This is a genomic window from Corynebacterium liangguodongii (genome assembly GCF_003070865.1).
In the GTDB taxonomy this organism is placed as follows: Bacteria; Actinomycetota; Actinomycetes; order Mycobacteriales; family Mycobacteriaceae; genus Corynebacterium; species Corynebacterium liangguodongii.
The window spans coordinates 59,711-75,781 of record NZ_CP026948.1; the positions used below are offsets into that span (position 1 = coordinate 59,711).

19 protein-coding genes are annotated in these 16,071 nt (G+C 64.3%); 14 read left to right on the plus strand and 5 right to left on the minus strand.

Annotation, left to right across the window (positions count from 1 at the left end; genetic code table 11):
• Position 1: 1 nt before the first annotated feature.
• Positions 2-1,333 carry a M20/M25/M40 family metallo-hydrolase gene (locus tag C3E79_RS00275; protein WP_108403112.1) on the minus strand — a complete coding sequence of 444 codons (1,332 nt, stop codon included), beginning with the start codon at positions 1,331-1,333 and terminating at the stop codon, positions 2-4.
• 228 nt (positions 1,334-1,561) lie between these two features.
• On the opposite strand from C3E79_RS00275, the gene C3E79_RS00280 reads away from it, so the two are divergent.
• From C3E79_RS00280 to bsaP, 3 genes are all read left to right on the plus strand, one after another.
• A complete protein-coding gene (locus tag C3E79_RS00280; RefSeq protein ID WP_159078257.1) occupies positions 1,562-2,017 on the plus strand; it encodes a hypothetical protein in 456 nt (151 codons plus the stop codon).
• Between the two features lie 74 nt (positions 2,018-2,091).
• A complete protein-coding gene (gene bioB, locus C3E79_RS00285; RefSeq protein ID WP_108403114.1) occupies positions 2,092-3,102 on the plus strand; it encodes a biotin synthase BioB in 1,011 nt (336 codons plus the stop codon).
• Positions 3,099-3,302 (plus strand): biotin synthase auxiliary protein BsaP, encoded by a 204-nt coding sequence (bsaP, locus tag C3E79_RS00290; protein WP_108403115.1) that lies wholly within the window; start codon positions 3,099-3,101, stop codon positions 3,300-3,302. Before bioB ends, bsaP begins: the two co-directional genes overlap by 4 nt.
• A 156-nt stretch (positions 3,303-3,458) precedes the next feature.
• Here the strand turns inward: bsaP and C3E79_RS00295 are convergent, their stop codons facing one another.
• The 3 genes from C3E79_RS00295 to C3E79_RS00305 all read right to left on the minus strand — a co-directional run bounded on the left by C3E79_RS00295 (position 3,459) and on the right by C3E79_RS00305 (position 5,718).
• Positions 3,459-3,662, minus strand: coding sequence for a cold-shock protein (locus C3E79_RS00295; protein WP_108403116.1), 204 nt, complete (start codon positions 3,660-3,662; stop codon positions 3,459-3,461).
• Positions 3,663-3,869: 207 nt separating this feature from the next.
• The gene (locus tag C3E79_RS00300; RefSeq protein ID WP_108403117.1) at positions 3,870-4,706 is read right to left on the minus strand and encodes a serine hydrolase; all 837 of its coding nucleotides are present in this window, start codon (positions 4,704-4,706) and stop codon (positions 3,870-3,872) included.
• Positions 4,707-4,716: 10 nt separating this feature from the next.
• The gene (locus C3E79_RS00305; protein ID WP_108403118.1) at positions 4,717-5,718 is read right to left on the minus strand and encodes an App1 family protein; all 1,002 of its coding nucleotides are present in this window, start codon (positions 5,716-5,718) and stop codon (positions 4,717-4,719) included.
• A 128-nt stretch (positions 5,719-5,846) separates the two neighbouring features.
• On the opposite strand from C3E79_RS00305, the gene C3E79_RS00310 reads away from it, so the two are divergent.
• The 11 genes from C3E79_RS00310 (at position 5,847) to C3E79_RS00360 (ending at position 14,979) form a co-directional block, all read left to right on the plus strand.
• A complete protein-coding gene (locus C3E79_RS00310; RefSeq protein WP_108403119.1) occupies positions 5,847-6,659 on the plus strand; it encodes a MetQ/NlpA family ABC transporter substrate-binding protein in 813 nt (270 codons plus the stop codon).
• Positions 6,660-6,663: 4 nt separating this feature from the next.
• Complete coding sequence (locus tag C3E79_RS00315; RefSeq protein WP_108403120.1) at positions 6,664-7,653, plus strand: methionine ABC transporter ATP-binding protein; 990 nt, start codon at positions 6,664-6,666, stop codon at positions 7,651-7,653.
• Between the two features lie 35 nt (positions 7,654-7,688).
• Positions 7,689-8,312 carry a methionine ABC transporter permease gene (locus C3E79_RS00320; RefSeq protein ID WP_108404979.1) on the plus strand — a complete coding sequence of 208 codons (624 nt, stop codon included), beginning with the start codon at positions 7,689-7,691 and terminating at the stop codon, positions 8,310-8,312.
• Between the two features lie 669 nt (positions 8,313-8,981).
• Positions 8,982-9,185, plus strand: a complete 204-nt coding sequence (locus C3E79_RS00330; protein ID WP_108403122.1) for a hypothetical protein — start codon at positions 8,982-8,984, stop codon at positions 9,183-9,185.
• A gap of 269 nt (positions 9,186-9,454) precedes the next feature.
• Positions 9,455-10,234, plus strand: coding sequence for an LGFP repeat-containing protein (locus tag C3E79_RS11515; protein WP_235840653.1), 780 nt, complete (start codon positions 9,455-9,457; stop codon positions 10,232-10,234).
• On the plus strand, positions 10,231-10,944 hold the full coding sequence (locus C3E79_RS11520) for an LGFP repeat-containing protein (protein WP_244280436.1): 714 nt from the start codon (positions 10,231-10,233) through the stop codon (positions 10,942-10,944). Before C3E79_RS11515 ends, C3E79_RS11520 begins: the two co-directional genes overlap by 4 nt.
• An 11-nt stretch (positions 10,945-10,955) precedes the next feature.
• Positions 10,956-11,468 (plus strand): hypothetical protein, encoded by a 513-nt coding sequence (locus C3E79_RS00340; protein WP_108403123.1) that lies wholly within the window; start codon positions 10,956-10,958, stop codon positions 11,466-11,468.
• A 45-nt stretch (positions 11,469-11,513) separates the two neighbouring features.
• The gene (amn, locus tag C3E79_RS00345) at positions 11,514-12,905 is read left to right on the plus strand and encodes an AMP nucleosidase (protein WP_108403124.1); all 1,392 of its coding nucleotides are present in this window, start codon (positions 11,514-11,516) and stop codon (positions 12,903-12,905) included.
• Positions 12,905-13,837, plus strand: a complete 933-nt coding sequence (locus C3E79_RS00350) for a Sir2 family NAD-dependent protein deacetylase (protein WP_108403125.1) — start codon at positions 12,905-12,907, stop codon at positions 13,835-13,837. Before amn ends, C3E79_RS00350 begins: the two co-directional genes overlap by 1 nt.
• A gap of 27 nt (positions 13,838-13,864) precedes the next feature.
• Complete coding sequence (locus C3E79_RS00355) at positions 13,865-14,458, plus strand: HAD family hydrolase (RefSeq protein ID WP_108403126.1); 594 nt, start codon at positions 13,865-13,867, stop codon at positions 14,456-14,458.
• On the plus strand, positions 14,455-14,979 hold the full coding sequence (locus tag C3E79_RS00360; RefSeq protein WP_108403127.1) for a gamma carbonic anhydrase family protein: 525 nt from the start codon (positions 14,455-14,457) through the stop codon (positions 14,977-14,979). Before C3E79_RS00355 ends, C3E79_RS00360 begins: the two co-directional genes overlap by 4 nt.
• On the opposite strand, the gene C3E79_RS00365 is transcribed toward C3E79_RS00360, so the two are convergent.
• A complete protein-coding gene (locus tag C3E79_RS00365; protein WP_108403128.1) occupies positions 14,935-16,011 on the minus strand; it encodes an ROK family protein in 1,077 nt (358 codons plus the stop codon). The two genes, C3E79_RS00360 and C3E79_RS00365, sit on opposite strands and share 45 nt — an antisense overlap.
• Between the last annotated feature and the right edge of the window lie 60 nt (positions 16,012-16,071).

Sequence of the window (16,071 nt, forward strand, 5' to 3'; positions counted from 1 at the left end):
ATCACACACCGAGGAAGCGGCGAATCAGGCTGCGGTAGGCCAGGGTGGTAAGCCTGACGTCCGCGACCTCAACGTACTCGTCGTGGGAGTGGAGCAGGTCGAGCACGCCGCCGAGCGTGCGCTGCCGTTCGTGGAGCGCGAAGCCGTAGCCCACCCCGCCCTTGCGGCGGGCGAACCGGAGGTCGGAGCCACCGGCGGCGATGGTGGGCACGACGGGAACGCCGGGGAAGAACTCGTCGAAGGTCTCCACAATGGCCTCGTAGAGGGGCCCCTCGGTCGGGGAGACAGTGGCGTCTTCGGTGATGAGGTGTTCGATGGTGACGCGCTCGGCGAGGTCCCCGAGGGCGTCGCGAAGCATCTCGTCGATGCTCTCTTGGGTCTGCCCGGGCAGCGGGCGGATGTCGAGCTCGATGTGGGCCGTCGACGGCAACACGTTGATCGCCCCGCCGGCGTGCATCACCGTCGGGGCGATGGTGAGGTGGCTCATCGCGTGGGAGTAGCGGGCGAGGTCGCCCAGGGCGGAGTAGGAGGAGCCGTCGATAAGCGCGCGCTGCGTATCTTCGTCGAAGCGGAACGCGCGCACGTATCCCTCCCACAGCTCGTCCGAGGTCACCGGGGGTTCGATGGCGCACACGCGGCGCGCGACCTCGGCGATGAGGTCGACGGTGAGTTCGCGGCCGTAAGGGGTCGAACCGTGCCCGGCGTCGCCGTGAATGGTCAGCCTGCGCTGCGCCGCGCCCTTTTCGCCGACGACAACGACGAGCGCATCGCTGCCGTCGGCGACGGGCAGGTGGCTCCCACCCTCTTCGGAAAGGCAGTTCTTCCAGCTAAAGGCGTCGCCGGCGTGGCTGGCGAGCCACCCCGCCCCGAGTCCGCCCCGGGCCTCTTCGTCCGCGCAGCCCACAAACGTCAGCGTGCCCTTCGGGCGGTCCCCGCTTCTGGCAACGTCGCGGGTCGCTGCGGCCATGGCGGCGGTGATGTAGAGCATATCGGTGGCGCCGCGGCCGTAGATCCGGCCGGCCTCTTCCTCCGCAGCGAAGGGATCGCGCGTCCACTTCGGCAGGTCGACGGGGACGACATCGGTGTGGCCGAGCAGGGTCAGCGGCTCGGCCTCCGGGTCTGTGCCCTCGATAGTAAAGGCGATAGACACCCGATTCGGGTGTGGCTCGAATCGGCGTACCTGAACGTCGGTGCCTGAGAAGAATTGCTCGAGCGTATCGGCGCTTTTCGCCTCGCCTCCGGAGTCGGCGGTAAGGTCGTTGACGCAGCCGTTGCGGACGAGCTGTTTAAGCAATGTGATGGCTGCTTCGTCAATGGGGGTGTCTTCTTGCATGCCGCAAAGTCTAGCGTTGGGGGTGGGCCAATTAGTTACATGCGACCTAGTGCATGTAAGGTCGCCTCATACAAGACCGTGAAAGGTGTGGATGTGGCAAGGCGTGAAACGAGTACTGATCCGAGGGCGGTAAGGACCCGCGAAACGTTGATCCAGTCAACGATTGATCTGCTGCGAGAGCACCGATCGGAGGACCTGTCGGTATCGCAAATTGTGAAGGTGGGGGGCTTGAGCCGCCAGGTGTTCTACGAGCACTTCGCGGACCGGGATGCCCTGCTGCTCGCGGCGGGTGAACAGATGGTTAACCCTGCACTGCAGTGGGCGGGTGAGGTTTCCCGAGGTGGCATCGGGCCCGATCGTGCGGTCGAGCGCCTCTTCGAACTCATTGAACCCTACCGGAGCGCATTGAGCAATCTTTGCGACGGCCCGGTGCATTGGCGTCTGCACTCCTACGGCATGAGCGAAGTCGAGCCGTTCCTGCGAGCAGAGCTCACCGAGGTGCTGAGTAAGGACGGGCAGGAAGTCTCCGAGAGCCACCTGAAGAACACCTCTCGCTTCATCTCCTGCGGTGTTATCGCCCAGTTCACTGATGCGATCCGGGAGGGGCGCAGCGCTGAGGACGCACGTCGAGTCATGCGGGAGATCCGCGAGACAATCAGCGTCGTCACGTACAAGACGCCGTAGTCTCCCCCCGCGTCCTTGAACGCCGTTTAAGTTTGTGAGAGAGTATCCTCATTCACACTGAACGGAGTTCAAGCATGAGCGCAAGCATCCTCGATACCGCCCGCACCAAAGTTCTCGAGTGCGGCGAAGGCCTCAACGAGGCCGAGATCCTCGACGCCCTAAGCGTGCCCGACGACGAGCTCACAGAGCTGCTCGAGCTCGCCCACCAGGTGCGCATCAAGTACTGCGGGGTGGAGGTGAGCCTCGAGGGGATCATCTCGCTGAAAACCGGCGGGTGCCCCGAGGACTGCCACTTCTGCTCCCAGTCAGGGCTTTTCGAATCCCCCGTGCGCGCCGTGACCCTCAACATCGAAGAGCTCGTTGAGGGCGCGCGCCAATCCGCCAAGATGGGCGCGAGCGAGTTCTGCATCGTCGCCGCCGTCAAGGGGCCCACAGAGCGGCTCCTCGACCAGGTGGCCGACGCGATCGAGGCGATCAACGCCGAGGTGGAGATCTCTATTTCCGCCTCGCTCGGCATCCTTGACCGCGACCAGGCCCGCCGCCTGCGCGAGATGGGGGTGTCGCGCTACAACCACAATTTCGAAACCGCCCGCTCCTTCTTCCCCAACGTCGTGACCACCCACACCTGGGAAGAGCGCAAGAACACCCTCGAGTACGTGCGCGCGGAGGGCATGGAGGTCTGCTGCGGCGGCATTATCGGGCTCGGGGAGTCTTTAGCGCAGCGCGCCGAGTTCGCCGCCCAGCTCGCCGAGGTCTCTCCGCACGAGGTGCCGATGAACTTCCTCGACCCGCGCCCCGGCACGCCGTTCGCGGATCGCCCGCTCGTGCCCCAGGGCGAGGCGCTGCGTGCCGTAGCGGCGTTCCGCCTAGCCATGCCGACGGCGCAGATGCGCTTCGCTGGCGGCACTGAGCTCGCGCTTGGCGACGACGGCACAGAGCGCGGTCTCCTCGGCGGGGCCAACGCGATTATCGGCGGCAACTACCTCACCACTGCGGGCCGACCCATGGAGGCCGACCGCGACGCGATCGACCGCGTGACCAGCCTCGGTATGCCCACGGTCTACGACACGATCAAGGCGCTGTGAGGATCCCCGAGAGCACCGAGCTTGCCAGCGCCATCCTCTCCGGCGAGGCTGCCTTCAGCCACCCCGCCGGCCGGTCCTGGGATGTGCCCCGCATCTGCCCGCTCTGCGAGCGCCGCATGGTGGTCAAGCTCAACCCCGTCGGCTGGGAGGCCGCCTGCTCGCGCCACGGCCTCTTCCGTTCGGAGTGGCTGGAGCGTTAGCGACCCTGAGTGACATCGGTTGCAGCGCTGCTGTCACCGTTGTCACTTTTCCCAGGTCGCATCGTGCAGGGGTGCATCTGATGTCACCGCCGCCTCGCCCACACAGCAAAAACCGCCGGCACCCGATAAGGTGCGGCGGTTTTCTCGGGCGTCGGATTAGAGAGCGACGACCTGCTGGGCCTGCAGGCCCTTGGCGCCCTGGCCGATCTCGAACTCGACCTGCTGGTTCTCCTCAAGGTTGCGGTAGCCGCTGCCCTGGATCTCGGAGAAGTGGACGAAGACGTCCGCGGAGCCGTCGTTGGGAGCGATGAAGCCGAAGCCCTTGTCGCCGTTAAACCATTTCACAGTACCCTGTGTCATATCTGTACCTTCAAGTTTCTTCTGGTGATGCTACGAGCGACAATATGATTCACTGCCACCGCGAGTCGAAAACGACCGTTAAATCTCTGCGAGCACGTGAATCAATGTGGTGTTTCAGTACTGTGCAACAAATTGCGACTGCGCTCAAGCCTGTCACACCTTGGCCTAAGGCCCCGCATCGGGGGTGAAAAACCAGCCCCGTGGCTGCTATAGTCCCAGCTCCTCGCCGAGGGCTGCCGCGAGTTGGTCGAGCGCGTCGGTGGTGTCGGTGAACGATCCCTCCGGGGAGCGTGATGCGATGGCGATGCCGAGCGGGGTGTCGTCGACACGCACGAAGCCCATCTGGCGCGAGTGCCACGAGCCGTCGAGGCGGTCGCCGCTCCAGCCGCCCTTGAACGCGGTGCTCTCGAGTGTGCCTAGGCCCCAGCTCTGTTCTTCGGCAATGTTGCGCATTGCCACGATGACCTCGTTGTCTTCGTCGAGGGTCGATAAGTACCAGGCGTAGTGGGACGCGGCGGCGATTGGCCAGTTGGAGCGCCCGAAGGTGCGGTGGATGTCGATTGTGGATCCCGTTCGCGCGACGTCCTCGCTCACGCGGGAATCGGCGAGTACCCCATCGCCCTGGCCGACGCAGTTGAGGAGCTGCCACGCAGAGGCGTTGTCGGAGTATTCGATCGAGGATTTGATCATGGCGGATATCGTCTCGTCGTCAAAGGCGCAGTAGTCCTGGGCGGCCAGGGCGATGGGAACCTTGATGGTGGACCACGACGGTAGGGTCTCAAGTTGGCCGATGAAGGCGTTGACGCTGCCGTTGTCGAGCGAGACGCCGAGCTGGGTGCCCGTGTCCTCCTCGATCGCCTCGAGGTCGTCCTGCAGGTCGGCGAGGGCGGAGATGACGTCAACGGGCGGTTCAGGAGTGACTATGGGGAGCTGCGGGGTAGCAGGGTCGGCGGAGGCCACGCCGGTTGTCTGGACCGAGCAGGCGGAGGTGAGATAAGCGGCGGTGATGGAGGATAATGCCGCACACACGAAGCGCGATGTCACGGCGTCGATATTAAGCGCCGCGGTTGAGTTCGTCCCAATAGCGCGCTAAGTCGTCTCCGTCTGCCCCAAAGAGCGCGGGAACACCGTGGTAATTGCCAGGTTGCTCGATGGCGGTGGTGCTGCCGTGGGCGAGCACGTGCTCGCGCGAGCTGAGTTCCCGGATGGCCACGAGCTCGATGCGGTCGGGGTGCTCGGCGACGAGGTCGGAGTAGATCATGGGATCATGCTGGCCGTCGTCACCCACGAGTGTCCATGTGATGTGGGGAAAGTCGATAAGAAGGTTGCGCAGCCGCACGCGCTTGTGCTCGGGACCCGAGCGGAACAGGCCGGTGGGGGTCGGGCCCCAGTCGGTCAAGAGGAGGGGTCCGCGCGGGTAGCCGTGGTCGCGGATAAACGCCGTGAGGGTGTCGTAGGTGTTCCACGCGCCGGTGGAGAGGTAGAACACCGGGTCCTCCGGCCCGCGCAGGCTGCGAAGGAATCCCGCCATTCCGGCAACGGGTTTGCGTGTGTTGGTCTTTTTCACCCAGGAGTTCCACGCCGCGAGCGCGGCCCTGGGAAGCATGGTGACCATGATGGTGTCGTCGACATCGGAGACGATGCCGCGGGTGACGGTGTCGGGGATGATCACTACCGGTGCTAATTCCTGGTGCCCGCCGATCGCGAGGGTGATGCGTGCCGTGTGCCAGCCGGGCTCCAGCCCGTGGCCGGTGATGATGACCTCGAAGTAGCCCTCGTCGTTGGTGCGGGTGCCGATACGCTGGCTGCCAAGCTCCACCGTTACCGGCGTGTGGGCGACCTGCGCGGTGATGAACTGGCGCCATCCGCGCTCGTTGCCTGTCTCGGCTGAGGCGGGGTCTTTCATGAGCACCCGGCCCATCACGCGTGCTCGCTCGGGGCTGCCGTAGCCAGTAAATCCCGTGGCACGTGGCTCCCATCCCGCGCGTGCTTTACGACGCACCTGTGAACGCGCCAGGCGATGCTCCGCCGAACGTGCAATGTCTGCTACACCCATGGCAACCCAGGGTAGTGAAGGTGCGCGGGATCGGATTAGACCGTGTTGTCCATCATGTGTAGACAAATCGGTTTGCTTTACCTATCGTAGGCCAGTGGTAACTAACCAAAGGAGAGGGGAGAAGGAAAATGTCGAAGAAGATCCTCGCCGGCGCCATCGCCTCGGCGCTCTTGTTGACCGGCTGCTCCGCATCTGGGGATCCCGACCAGGACAAGACCATCAAGGTCGCGACCTCGCCCGGGCCGTACTCTGAGCTTTTTAAAGAAGGTATCGACCCGATCTTGAGCGAGCAGGGCTACACGCTGGAGTACTCCAACTTCTCCGACCTGCAGCAGGCCGATACATCCGTCGCGGAAGGGGCCAATGACCTGATCGTCGACCAGCACTCCGCCTATATGAAGGTGTTCAACGACAACACGGGCTCCGATCTCGCCGCCATCACTGAAATCCCGACGGTTCCGTCGGCGCTATTTTCCAAGCAGCACGCGAGCCGGGACGAAGTAGCCGAAGGCCAGACCGTCGGTGTGCCCCAGGACGCCTCCAACAAGTCGCGCGCGATCAACATTCTCGTCGACGCCGGCTGGGTGACCATCAAGCCGGAAGCGGATCGGGCCTTGCTGAGCGAAACCGACATCCAGGACAACAAATACAACCTGGAGATCCGCCCGATGGACTCGGCCCAGCTCCCGCGCACCCTCGATGACCTCGATTGGGCGGTGATCCCCGGCTCGATGTCTTATGCGTCGAAGGTCAACCAGGAGTGGAGCCATTTCCAAGAAAACCTCCGCCCGGAGCTGATCCTCGTGGCCGTCACCCGCCAGGATGAGGTGGATTCCGAGTGGGCTCAGGCGGTGGCAGACGCGTACCGCTCGCCGGAGTTCAGGGAGTTCATGGAAGCGGAGAACACCAACAACTACTGGTTCGTTCCGGAGTACAGCTAGCCCCATGGAACGGTCTCCAATCATCCGCTTCGAGCGCCTGTCGAAGGTCTTTGACGGATTCACCGCGCTCGATTCGATTGACTTCGACATTCCGCAGGGATCGATCTACGGCATTATCGGCGCCTCCGGCGCGGGAAAGTCGACGCTCCTGCGCACGATCAACGGGCTCGAGCGACCGACGGAGGGGCGCGTCGAGGTGCTGGGGAAGGAGCCAGCCAAGCTCTCGCGCGGAGAGCTCAGCGAGCTGCGAAGGTCCGTCTCGATGGTCTTCCAGCACCACAACCTGTTGAAGTCGAAGACGGTAGCGGAAAACGTCGCCATGCCCCTCGTGTTGGCGGGCGAGAAGAATGCGGCTTCCGGCGAGCGCGTCCGCGAGGTGCTGGAGATGGTTGGCCTCTCCGACCGCGCCACGCACTACCCTTCGGAACTTTCGGGTGGCCAGCGGCAGCGAGCGGGGATCGCCCGAGCGCTGGTCACGAGCCCCAAGGTCGTGCTGTGTGACGAACCCACCAGCGCCCTAGATCCCGTGACGACGGGCCAGATCCTCGATCTGATCTCCCGCATCAACCGGGAGTTGGGCATCACGGTGGTGATAATCACCCACCAAATGCACGTCATCGCCCGCCTGGCGGACCTTGTCAGCGTGCTCGACGCTGGCAAGGTGGTGGAAAGTGGCCCCGTGAGCGAGATCTTCATGCGCCCCCGCACGCCGGAGGCAAGAGAGCTCGTTGGGTCGGCATCGCGCGGCGGAGGGACCGGAAACCCCGAGGATCCCGCTTGCCCACACCAGTTGAGCGTCACCACCATTCGCCCACCCCAGGAGATCATCTCGGAGGTGGCCCGGCTCAGCGGGGAGAACCCGGTTCTGGTGCGGGCGGACTCGCTGCCCCTGCGCAATGCCACATTGCACAACCTGACCCTTGCAACGACCAGCCCGTGCGTCCCCGCGTCGCTTAACGACGCCCGAACGACCGCGGAGGTGTATCACCAGTGAACCTACTCGAGACCAGCGTGACCTTCGGCCAGTACATGCAGGCGGGTGTGGAAACCGCCTACATGGTGCTGATCTCCCTGGCGCTGGGCAGCGTGCTCGGCATCCCCCTGGGCCTGGCGCTCGTGCTTACCCGGCCCGGGGCGCTGCGGGGAAACAGGGCTGTCTACTCGGTCCTTAACACATTCGTCAACATTGTGCGTTCCCTGCCGTTTATCATCCTCATGGTCGCGATCGTGCCGTTGACGAAGCTCATCGTGGGCACATCGATCGGTACCACGGCGGCGCTCGTGCCACTGACGATCTTCGTCGCCCCCTTCATGGCGCGGCTTTTGGAATCCGCCTTTTTGGATGTGGACCCCGGCATCTACGAGGCAGCCGAATCCATGGGAGCCTCCACATGGCAGACCATCCGGCACTTCCTGCTGCCGGAGGCGCGGCCGTCGATCATCCTCGCGCTGACAACGTCGACCGTCGTTTTGATCGGGGCGACCGCGATGGCTGGAACTATCGGCGGCGGAGGCATCGGCGATCTCGCGATCTCCTACGGGTATCAGCAGTTCGACACGGCGGCGATCCTCATCACCGTGATCATTTTGGTTATTGTCGTACAGGGGATCCAGAGTCTCGGTGATCACTTGGCCAAGCGCTCGCGACACTGATGGGGGCGGGTGTTCAAAGACGAGCATGTGGCCCACCGCGCCCCTTTTCCGCCCAATGCTCGCGTTTGAATGTACGCACGCCGCGGCGCGACGGCAGTAGATCATCCAGGTTACGGTGACGATAAGGATAAGGCAGGCAACAAGGGGCAAACCTCCTGACCCTAGCCCATCATCGTCCCGCTCATCCCTACCTGAGAAAGGCATCGAGATTGAATCGCCGTAGCAGTGTTCTCCTGAGCTACCCGCTTGCGGAGCTGTGCGTGGCGCTCCTGTGCGTTGCGGCCGTGTTGATGTTGCCCTGGAGGACAGCTTCGCAGAGAAGTTCAATCGCGCTTTTCGTCGGGTTGTCGGTCGTCGTCGCCCTTGTGTGGCACTTCGCGGTGAGCGCTACGCCCCCTGGGCGAAGGTGGGTGCATGCGGCGCTCGGGGCGAGCATTGTGGCAGTTGGCGTGTGTGTCCACTTCACGGTGCAGACTGCAATTTTGAGCATCCTGAGCATCCCGATTGGGCTGGGCATCGTCATCGCGGCCCTGTGCAGCGCGCTGCGCTGAGCCGGATTTTCCACAAAGCAATCTCCGGCCATTTCAGTAGGCTGGTCTATATGAAGGGGCGGAAAGTGTTGCAGGGGCCGTCGATAGGCTGATCGAGCTCTGCCGCGCCTCCTGCGAGGTGGCGCGGCGCGCGATCGCGGCGGGAGACGTCGCGGCCTATGACGCTAAGATCCGCGTCTGCTACTCGGACACCCGCACCGCGCCTGAGTACACCCGCGGCGTCGAGGAACCCTCCGAGCTGCCGACACGCGCGGGCAACGCCGATCACGGGGAAGCGAGCTCTCTTACTCGGATCCGCGCCGAGCCAGTTGGCCTTCGGTAGTTCTCGGTAACCGGGGAGTGCCGGCGCCGCTACAGAACACTCGAAGTATATTTCCTAGACAAAACAAACAAGGTGCACTACGGTAGTCGTCAGTGTTCTGGCAGGAAAGTGTCATACTAGCTGGAAGGTTCCCCATGCCTCGTACTCTTAACAAGCTGGCGGCTGCCATTGTGATAACTCTGTTGGCCACCTGTACACGTCCTGTTGCATCTGCGCAGTCAGCGTTATCGGCGTGGGCCTCATCGGCAGAGTCTTCGGATGGTGTGGCAGTGCCTGACGTGCAGTCAGAGGCTCGTGGGCCTTTCGCGGTATGGGGTCTTCCTACCCCGCCGGGGGCAGAAGACTATCAGGTCAATCAGGCCTCAGATGAAGAACTCAACCCCCAGGGGCTGGAATCTTGGCATCCTACTCCTTATCCGAACGCCGAGATCACCGAAGGGCGTATGCGTTCCGATCGGGAGAAAGTGCCGGAAGGCTTTTCCAAGGCCGATGCCGATAAAGCGGAGGTTACCGAGGCGCGTTTAAGTCCTAGCGGCGCCTCACGTCTACAGGCACGGCAGGAGTGCGGTGTGTACTGGCCGTCTTGGTTCGAAGTGTGCGGCGCGATCAAATCCAAATACGACAGTATCGGCGGCCCGTCCAGTTTCCTCAACTTACCGAAGTCGAACGAACTTACCAACCCCGACGGGGTAGGTAAACGCTCCGAGTTCCTCAACGGATTCATTTACTGGCATCCTACAACTGGTGCCCATAGTGTCAGCCTCCCAGTTTCTTTGGTGTGGCAGCGGCACGGGTGGGAGCAAGGTTTCCTAGGCTACCCCACTACGAGTGACATGGCGTTGGGTGATCAGTGGTTCAAGCAGGACTTCCAGGGTGGGCACGTCTACACCCATAACGCGCTTCCCGCTTCCCAAGCCAGCATCCAGGGCGCAATCTACGACAAGTGGCAGTCCATGGGAGCGCAAGACAGTTCGCTTGGCTACCCAATCAGCGATGAACTGACCACCCCGACGGCATCGGGAGGTACAACGTGTTCGAAGGCGGAATGATCTACTGGACGCCCACAACTGGATCGCACGAAGTCCTTGACCTTCCTCTAATGATCTGGGCATTGAAGGGGTATGAGAAGTCAAAATGGGGATATCCGACAGGTACTCCTCAATTGGCTAGGGACGCCCCGGTAGTTGTCGAGCAGCAATTCAGCGGCGGGCACATGAACGTTTTCGAGGAATTTGAAACTTCAGGCGAGACAGAAATAGGCAATAAGACCGTGGCGAACCTTGTGATCGACCTGCTAAAACAACATGGCGTGGAAGTCCCAGGTGAAGCTCAATCGGCAGCGTCAAGCAATGACCCCTTGCGCAGGTCTGCAAGTAAATGCCCCATTCCAGATTCAACGCAGCCACAATACGGCACTATCACGATTCCCCCTAGTTATGATTACTGGGCGTGCATTGATGGTTTCAGGGATTGGCCCCACGCCGGATACCATGACTACTGTACGAAATCGCCCGACCAATTCCCAGCACCTGGGAAGAACGCTGAGTTTAGCGGCGCGTGCGCAAGGCACGACCAATGTATGGAAGCATCTGACACCCGAGGGCAAGGGTACGGGGCATGCAATAATCAGCTATTCCGCGAGATGGACACTGTTTGCACGTCAGTCTATCCAAAGTCTGACGCTCGGCGTGGTGGGTGTACCAAGTTCCGCAACACGTATTGGGCTGCAGTGACAGGCCGTCACGTTAGGAACCTTTGAGGTGGCTCAAAATGACGCGGCAAGAGTTTCAGTTCGAAGGCTTCCTGATAGGGACGTCCATCTTCGTTGTCATCCCGACTGTGCTCACGCTTGTCGTGTTCTTTGCCATCGGGCCGAAGTCCTACCGACCCACGTTGTGGAAGATATGTCTTATCGGGGTGCTGACCGGGTTTTTTGCCGCAGCGGCGTGGTTGTCGTGGGATCCGCATAGCCCCATGAGCGAGGTGCTGTACCGTGGGGCGCCCACGCAGTTTTCCCCTTGGCAGATCGTTGGTTGCGGTGCGACACTGATCATCGCTAACGCGCTCACTATATGGTGCTGTGAACGCGCTCCGAGTGGAGTTATGGCACTTCCTATATCCACGACCGCAGGATTTGCGACGGCGTTTTCGTTTGGGGTCTCTTTCGGTGTATCCACGCAGGAAGCAGTGGGAATCTTTCTTTCCTACGCGGGAGTTGGGACGCTGCTGCTTCTCACCAACACGGTGTGGTTCATCGTCCTGACTTCCACCCAGTCTCCCTAGGTGGTTTACAGGGGTCCCCACGCGGTCTTGAGTACGCTGGGCTGCATGGAGAAGGTCGGAAGCGTTGATGAGGGCGTCGATAAGCTGATCGAGCTCTACGAGGCCTCGTGCGAGCTGGCGCGGCGCGCGATCCCGGCTGGTGACGCCGATGCGTACGAGGGCGTGCGCTACCCGAAGATCGCCGTGAAGATCGCCACGTGGGTGCCGGTGGATCGCCGCGAGCCCTTCGGCTACGTCGACGAGGCCGGGACGTATTCGGCCGCCCTGTCGCGCCCTGACCTGATGGCCCCCTACCTGCGCAGCCAGCTCGGCGCGCTGTGCGCGAACTACGATGCCGTCATCGAGGTCGGCTACTCGGAAATTCGCATCCCCCCGGAGTACATCCGCGGCGTTGACGGGCTCGCGGAGGTGCGCGCCAACAACCCCGCCGGGGTGCCGCGGCCCACGCTTGACGACGTCCACGACGGCATCATCGACGGCGAGTGGGAATCCTTCCACGGCGCCGAGAAACCCCTGTTCCACTTCGGCCCGCAGCGCTTCGACATCGCGTGCGCCCGCATCGAGCACTACACCGGCATCGAGGTGGACACCGTGCAGCGCTACATCTTGTTTACCAACTACGCCATGCACACCCGCGAGTTCGTCGCCTTCGGGCTGCGCGCGATGGAAAAACCCGACTCCCGCTACACTCGCCTCGTGCTGCCTTCCGGCGAGGTCGAGCCGGGGGAGGACCCCGACGATATTGACCTCGGCTCGCCGCGCCAGATGCCGCGCTACGACCTCGTTACCGACGACGGCGACGGCATCACCATGATCAACATCGGGGTGGGCCCGTCGAACGCGAAGACGATCACGGATTGCCTGGCGGTGTTGCGCCCGGAGGCGTGGATCATGATCGGCCACTGCGCTGGCTTGGACGCGCGCATGCGCATCGGCGACCTCATCCTGGGCAACGCCTACGAGCGCCACGACAACCTGCTCGATTCCCACATCCGCCGCGATCAGCCGATCCCCGCCGTGCCCGAGATCCAGCGCACGTTGGAGAAAACGGTGGAGAAAATCTACGGGGAGGACCCCTCGCTCATGCGCACCGGCACAGTGCTCTCCACCGGGGACCGCAACTGGGAGTGGAAGACGCCGCAGGAGCTGTGGAACTGGCTGCGCGGCTCCACCGCGACCGCCGTGGACATGGAATCGTGCACCATCGCCGCCAACGGGTACCGCTACCGCGTGCCCTACGGCACCCTACTCGCGGTCTCCGACCTGCCGCTGCACGCCGTGCCCAAGCTGCCGGCTGGTGCGCAGGCGTTCTACTCCAACTCGAAGGAGGCGCACGTGATGTGCGCGGTGAAGGCGATGGAGAAGCTGGCGAAGCACCCCGAGCGGCTGCGCACCCGCAAGCTGCGCCGCACCATCGGCGAGGTCCCCTTCCGCTAATGACGTTTAGCGACCCGGCCATCGAGATGGCCCACCGCAGCGCGATCCGTTCCATCGAGCGCGTCGTCGCCGAGACCGTCGAGCCGGCCGAGCCGGGCGCCGCGCTCGACTACGTCGTCAGCATGCTTGGTGATCCTCAGGTCCTCGTGCTCACCGGGGCCGGGGTGTCTACCGAGTCCGGCATCCCCGACTACCGCTCGGAGAACGGCCGGCTTTCACAAGGCCGGCCGATGACCTACCAGGAGTTCGCCCACGCCCCGGAGGCGGTGCGTCGCTACTGGGCGCGCGCCTTCGTGGGCATTCGCTACCTGCGCACCGCGGCGCCGAACCGCACCCACTTCGCGCTCGTCGAGCTCGAGCGCGCCGGGTTGGTCAGCGCAATCATCACACAAAACGTCGATGGGCTGCACCGCGAGGCCGGCAGCGCCCGCGTCATCGAGCTTCACGGAAACATGGGCAGCGTGTCCTGCCTGGACTGCGGTGTGAATGAGGAGCGCACGCTTTTCGACGCCCGCCTCACCGCCGCCAACCCCCACTACGCCGAGTCGGTCCGCGTGACAGGTTCCATGCTCAACCCCGACGGCGACGTCGAGCTGCGCGACGGCGACGTCGAGCGCTTCCGCATGATCTCCTGCCGCTCCTGCGGCGGGCAGCGCCTCAAGCCGTCCGTGGTCTACTTCGGCGAATCGGTGCCCAGGCGCCGCCGCGACGAGGCCGCGCGGTTGCTCGCGGAATCCACCGGGGTGATCGCGCTGGGCACCTCGTTGGCGGTGATGAGCGGATACAAAATCGTGCTTGATGCCCTCGCCGCACACAAGCCAGTCGCAGTGATCAACGGCGGCCCGGGCCGCGCTGACCCGAAAGTGCCGGTGGTGTGGCGCACGGGCGTCGGCGACGCCCTCGACGCGGTGCTCGACAGCCTCGAGCTGTAAGGGGACGGGAGACGTACTGTGGTGGCTATGGACGCAGTACTATTCGGGCTCTCCGGCGTCATCCTCGCGCCGCGCTCCGAGGCGGGGCGCCGAGCGGTCGAGCGGGCGGCCGGCGCGGGCGATACGGCGCGGTTCTGGCGTGCCTACGCGGAGCTGCGCCCCGACCTCGAGGTCGGGGAAGTCTCGGACGCGCGGTGGTGGCAGCAGGTGGGGCTGCGCGCCGGGCTGGCCGACATCGACGTCTACGAGGCGATCGCCGCGGACGCGGCCTCGCTTGCGTCCGAGCGGCGGGACATGGTGGATCTGCTGCTCGAGCTGGTGGATTCCGGCTACGCCGTGGGGGTGATCGATAACGTCCCGCTGGGTGTCGCCACGCATGTGCGCGAGTGCCACCCGTGGCTTGCCGAGCTCGACGCGGTGACTTTTTCGTGCGACATCGGGGTGGGAAAGCCGGACGCGGCCGCCTACCTCGTCGCGCTCGACGCGATGGGAGCTAAGCCCGGCTCCACGCTCTACGTCGATGCGTGCGATGAGTGGCTCGCCGCGGCGGCGGCCCTCGGAGTGCGCACCGTGCGCTTTACCGAGACGACAGACCTACGAGAGGACCTAACAAAGCCATGATCTACACCTTTGAGGGGCACACCCCACGGATCGATCCGAGCGCCTACATCGCGCCGGAGGCCACCATTATTGGCAACGTCGTCATCGGCGCGGGGGTGAGCGTCTGGCCCGGTGCGGTCATCCGCGGCGACGTCGGCGCCATCCGCATCGGCGCGCGCTCCAACATTCAAGACGGCGCCGTGGTCCACGTGGACACCGGCGGGGAGACGATCCTGGGCGAGGACGTCACCGTCGGGCACCTCGCCATGGTGCACGGCTGCCACGTCGAGCCCGCCTCCCTGATCGGGATGAACTCGACAGTGCTTTCCCGCTCGCGCATCGGCGAGTGCACGATCGTCGGCGGTGGAGCGGTTGTGCTCGAGGGGCAGGTCGTCCCGCCCTTCTCGGTGGCCGCTGGGGTGCCGGCGAAGGTGCGCAAGGAGCTGCCGGGCTCCTCGCGTACCGATCGGATCGCCCACGCCGCCCATTATGTTGAGCTAGGGCGCCGCCACCGCGAGGGGCTCGCGCAGCACGAGGTCTAGGGCGACGGCGCGGGCGATGTCGCGCACGACCTCGCGGTGGGTCGGGATCATCCGCAGCTCGACGGAGGAGCCGGCGGCGCCGGACGCGCGGACGGCGCGGGCGAAGGGGCCGGGGGCGAGGGGGTCGTCGATAAACGCGCTGCCCGCCACGACGATCGTGGAGGGGGAGTGGGCCGCGGCGAGGTCTGCGGCCAGTACGCCGAGCTCCCGGGCGCGGCGGTCGAGCGCGCCTCGGGTGAGCTCTTTGCAGGTGGCGTCGGTGACGGCGTCGATAAGCGTGCGAATGTGGGGCTTGTCAATGGAGTCGATCAGCCCTTCCGTGGTGAGGTCCTCGCGCTCCACAGCGACCGGCTCCACGCCCCCCGGGGTGGAGATCGCGCAGCCGAGCGAGTCGTCGGCGAACAGGGCCATCACCGCCTCCGCGTCGAGCGCGGCGGAGGATTGAAGCTCGGAGCCGACGATGGCGGCCGCGGCGGAGGTCACCACAACGGGCACGGAGAACTGCTCGCGCAGCTGGGCGCCGATGTCCACCCCGCGCCACCCGAGGTTCGGGGCGTAGACGTCGCCGTCGCCCGTGACCGTGCCGGAGGTGGTCACCCCGACGGTGGCCAGCGGGCGGTGTACGTCGGCGTTGAGCCTATTGAGCGCCGCCATGACGTGCTGGATGAAATCGTCCTGGCTCATCGCGGCGACAGGGATGTCGACGTCGATGCTGCGCAACGTGTGGCCCTTGAGATCGAACAGGGCGATGTAGGTCGACTGTGTGCCCACCGCGATGCCGGCGTGGATGGCCTGCGGCACTGCCAGCTCCAGCGGAATCGTCGGGCGCCCGCGCCCCGCAGCGCGGGCCAGGTCGGGGCGCTCGGCGACGTAGCCCGCCGCGGCTAGGGCGGCGATGGCGCGTGTAATCGTGGGTTGGCTCAGCCCCGTCGCCTCCACGAGCTCGCTTCTCGATGTCAGCTCCCTCAGCCGAACGAGGTGCAGGCACTTCGCCGCCGGACTCGACGGGAGGGAGAAAGGGGCCGAGGACATGATGAATATAATAACAACCTGATAGGCAGCTTAACGCACGGGCGCCGGTGTAGGAACCAA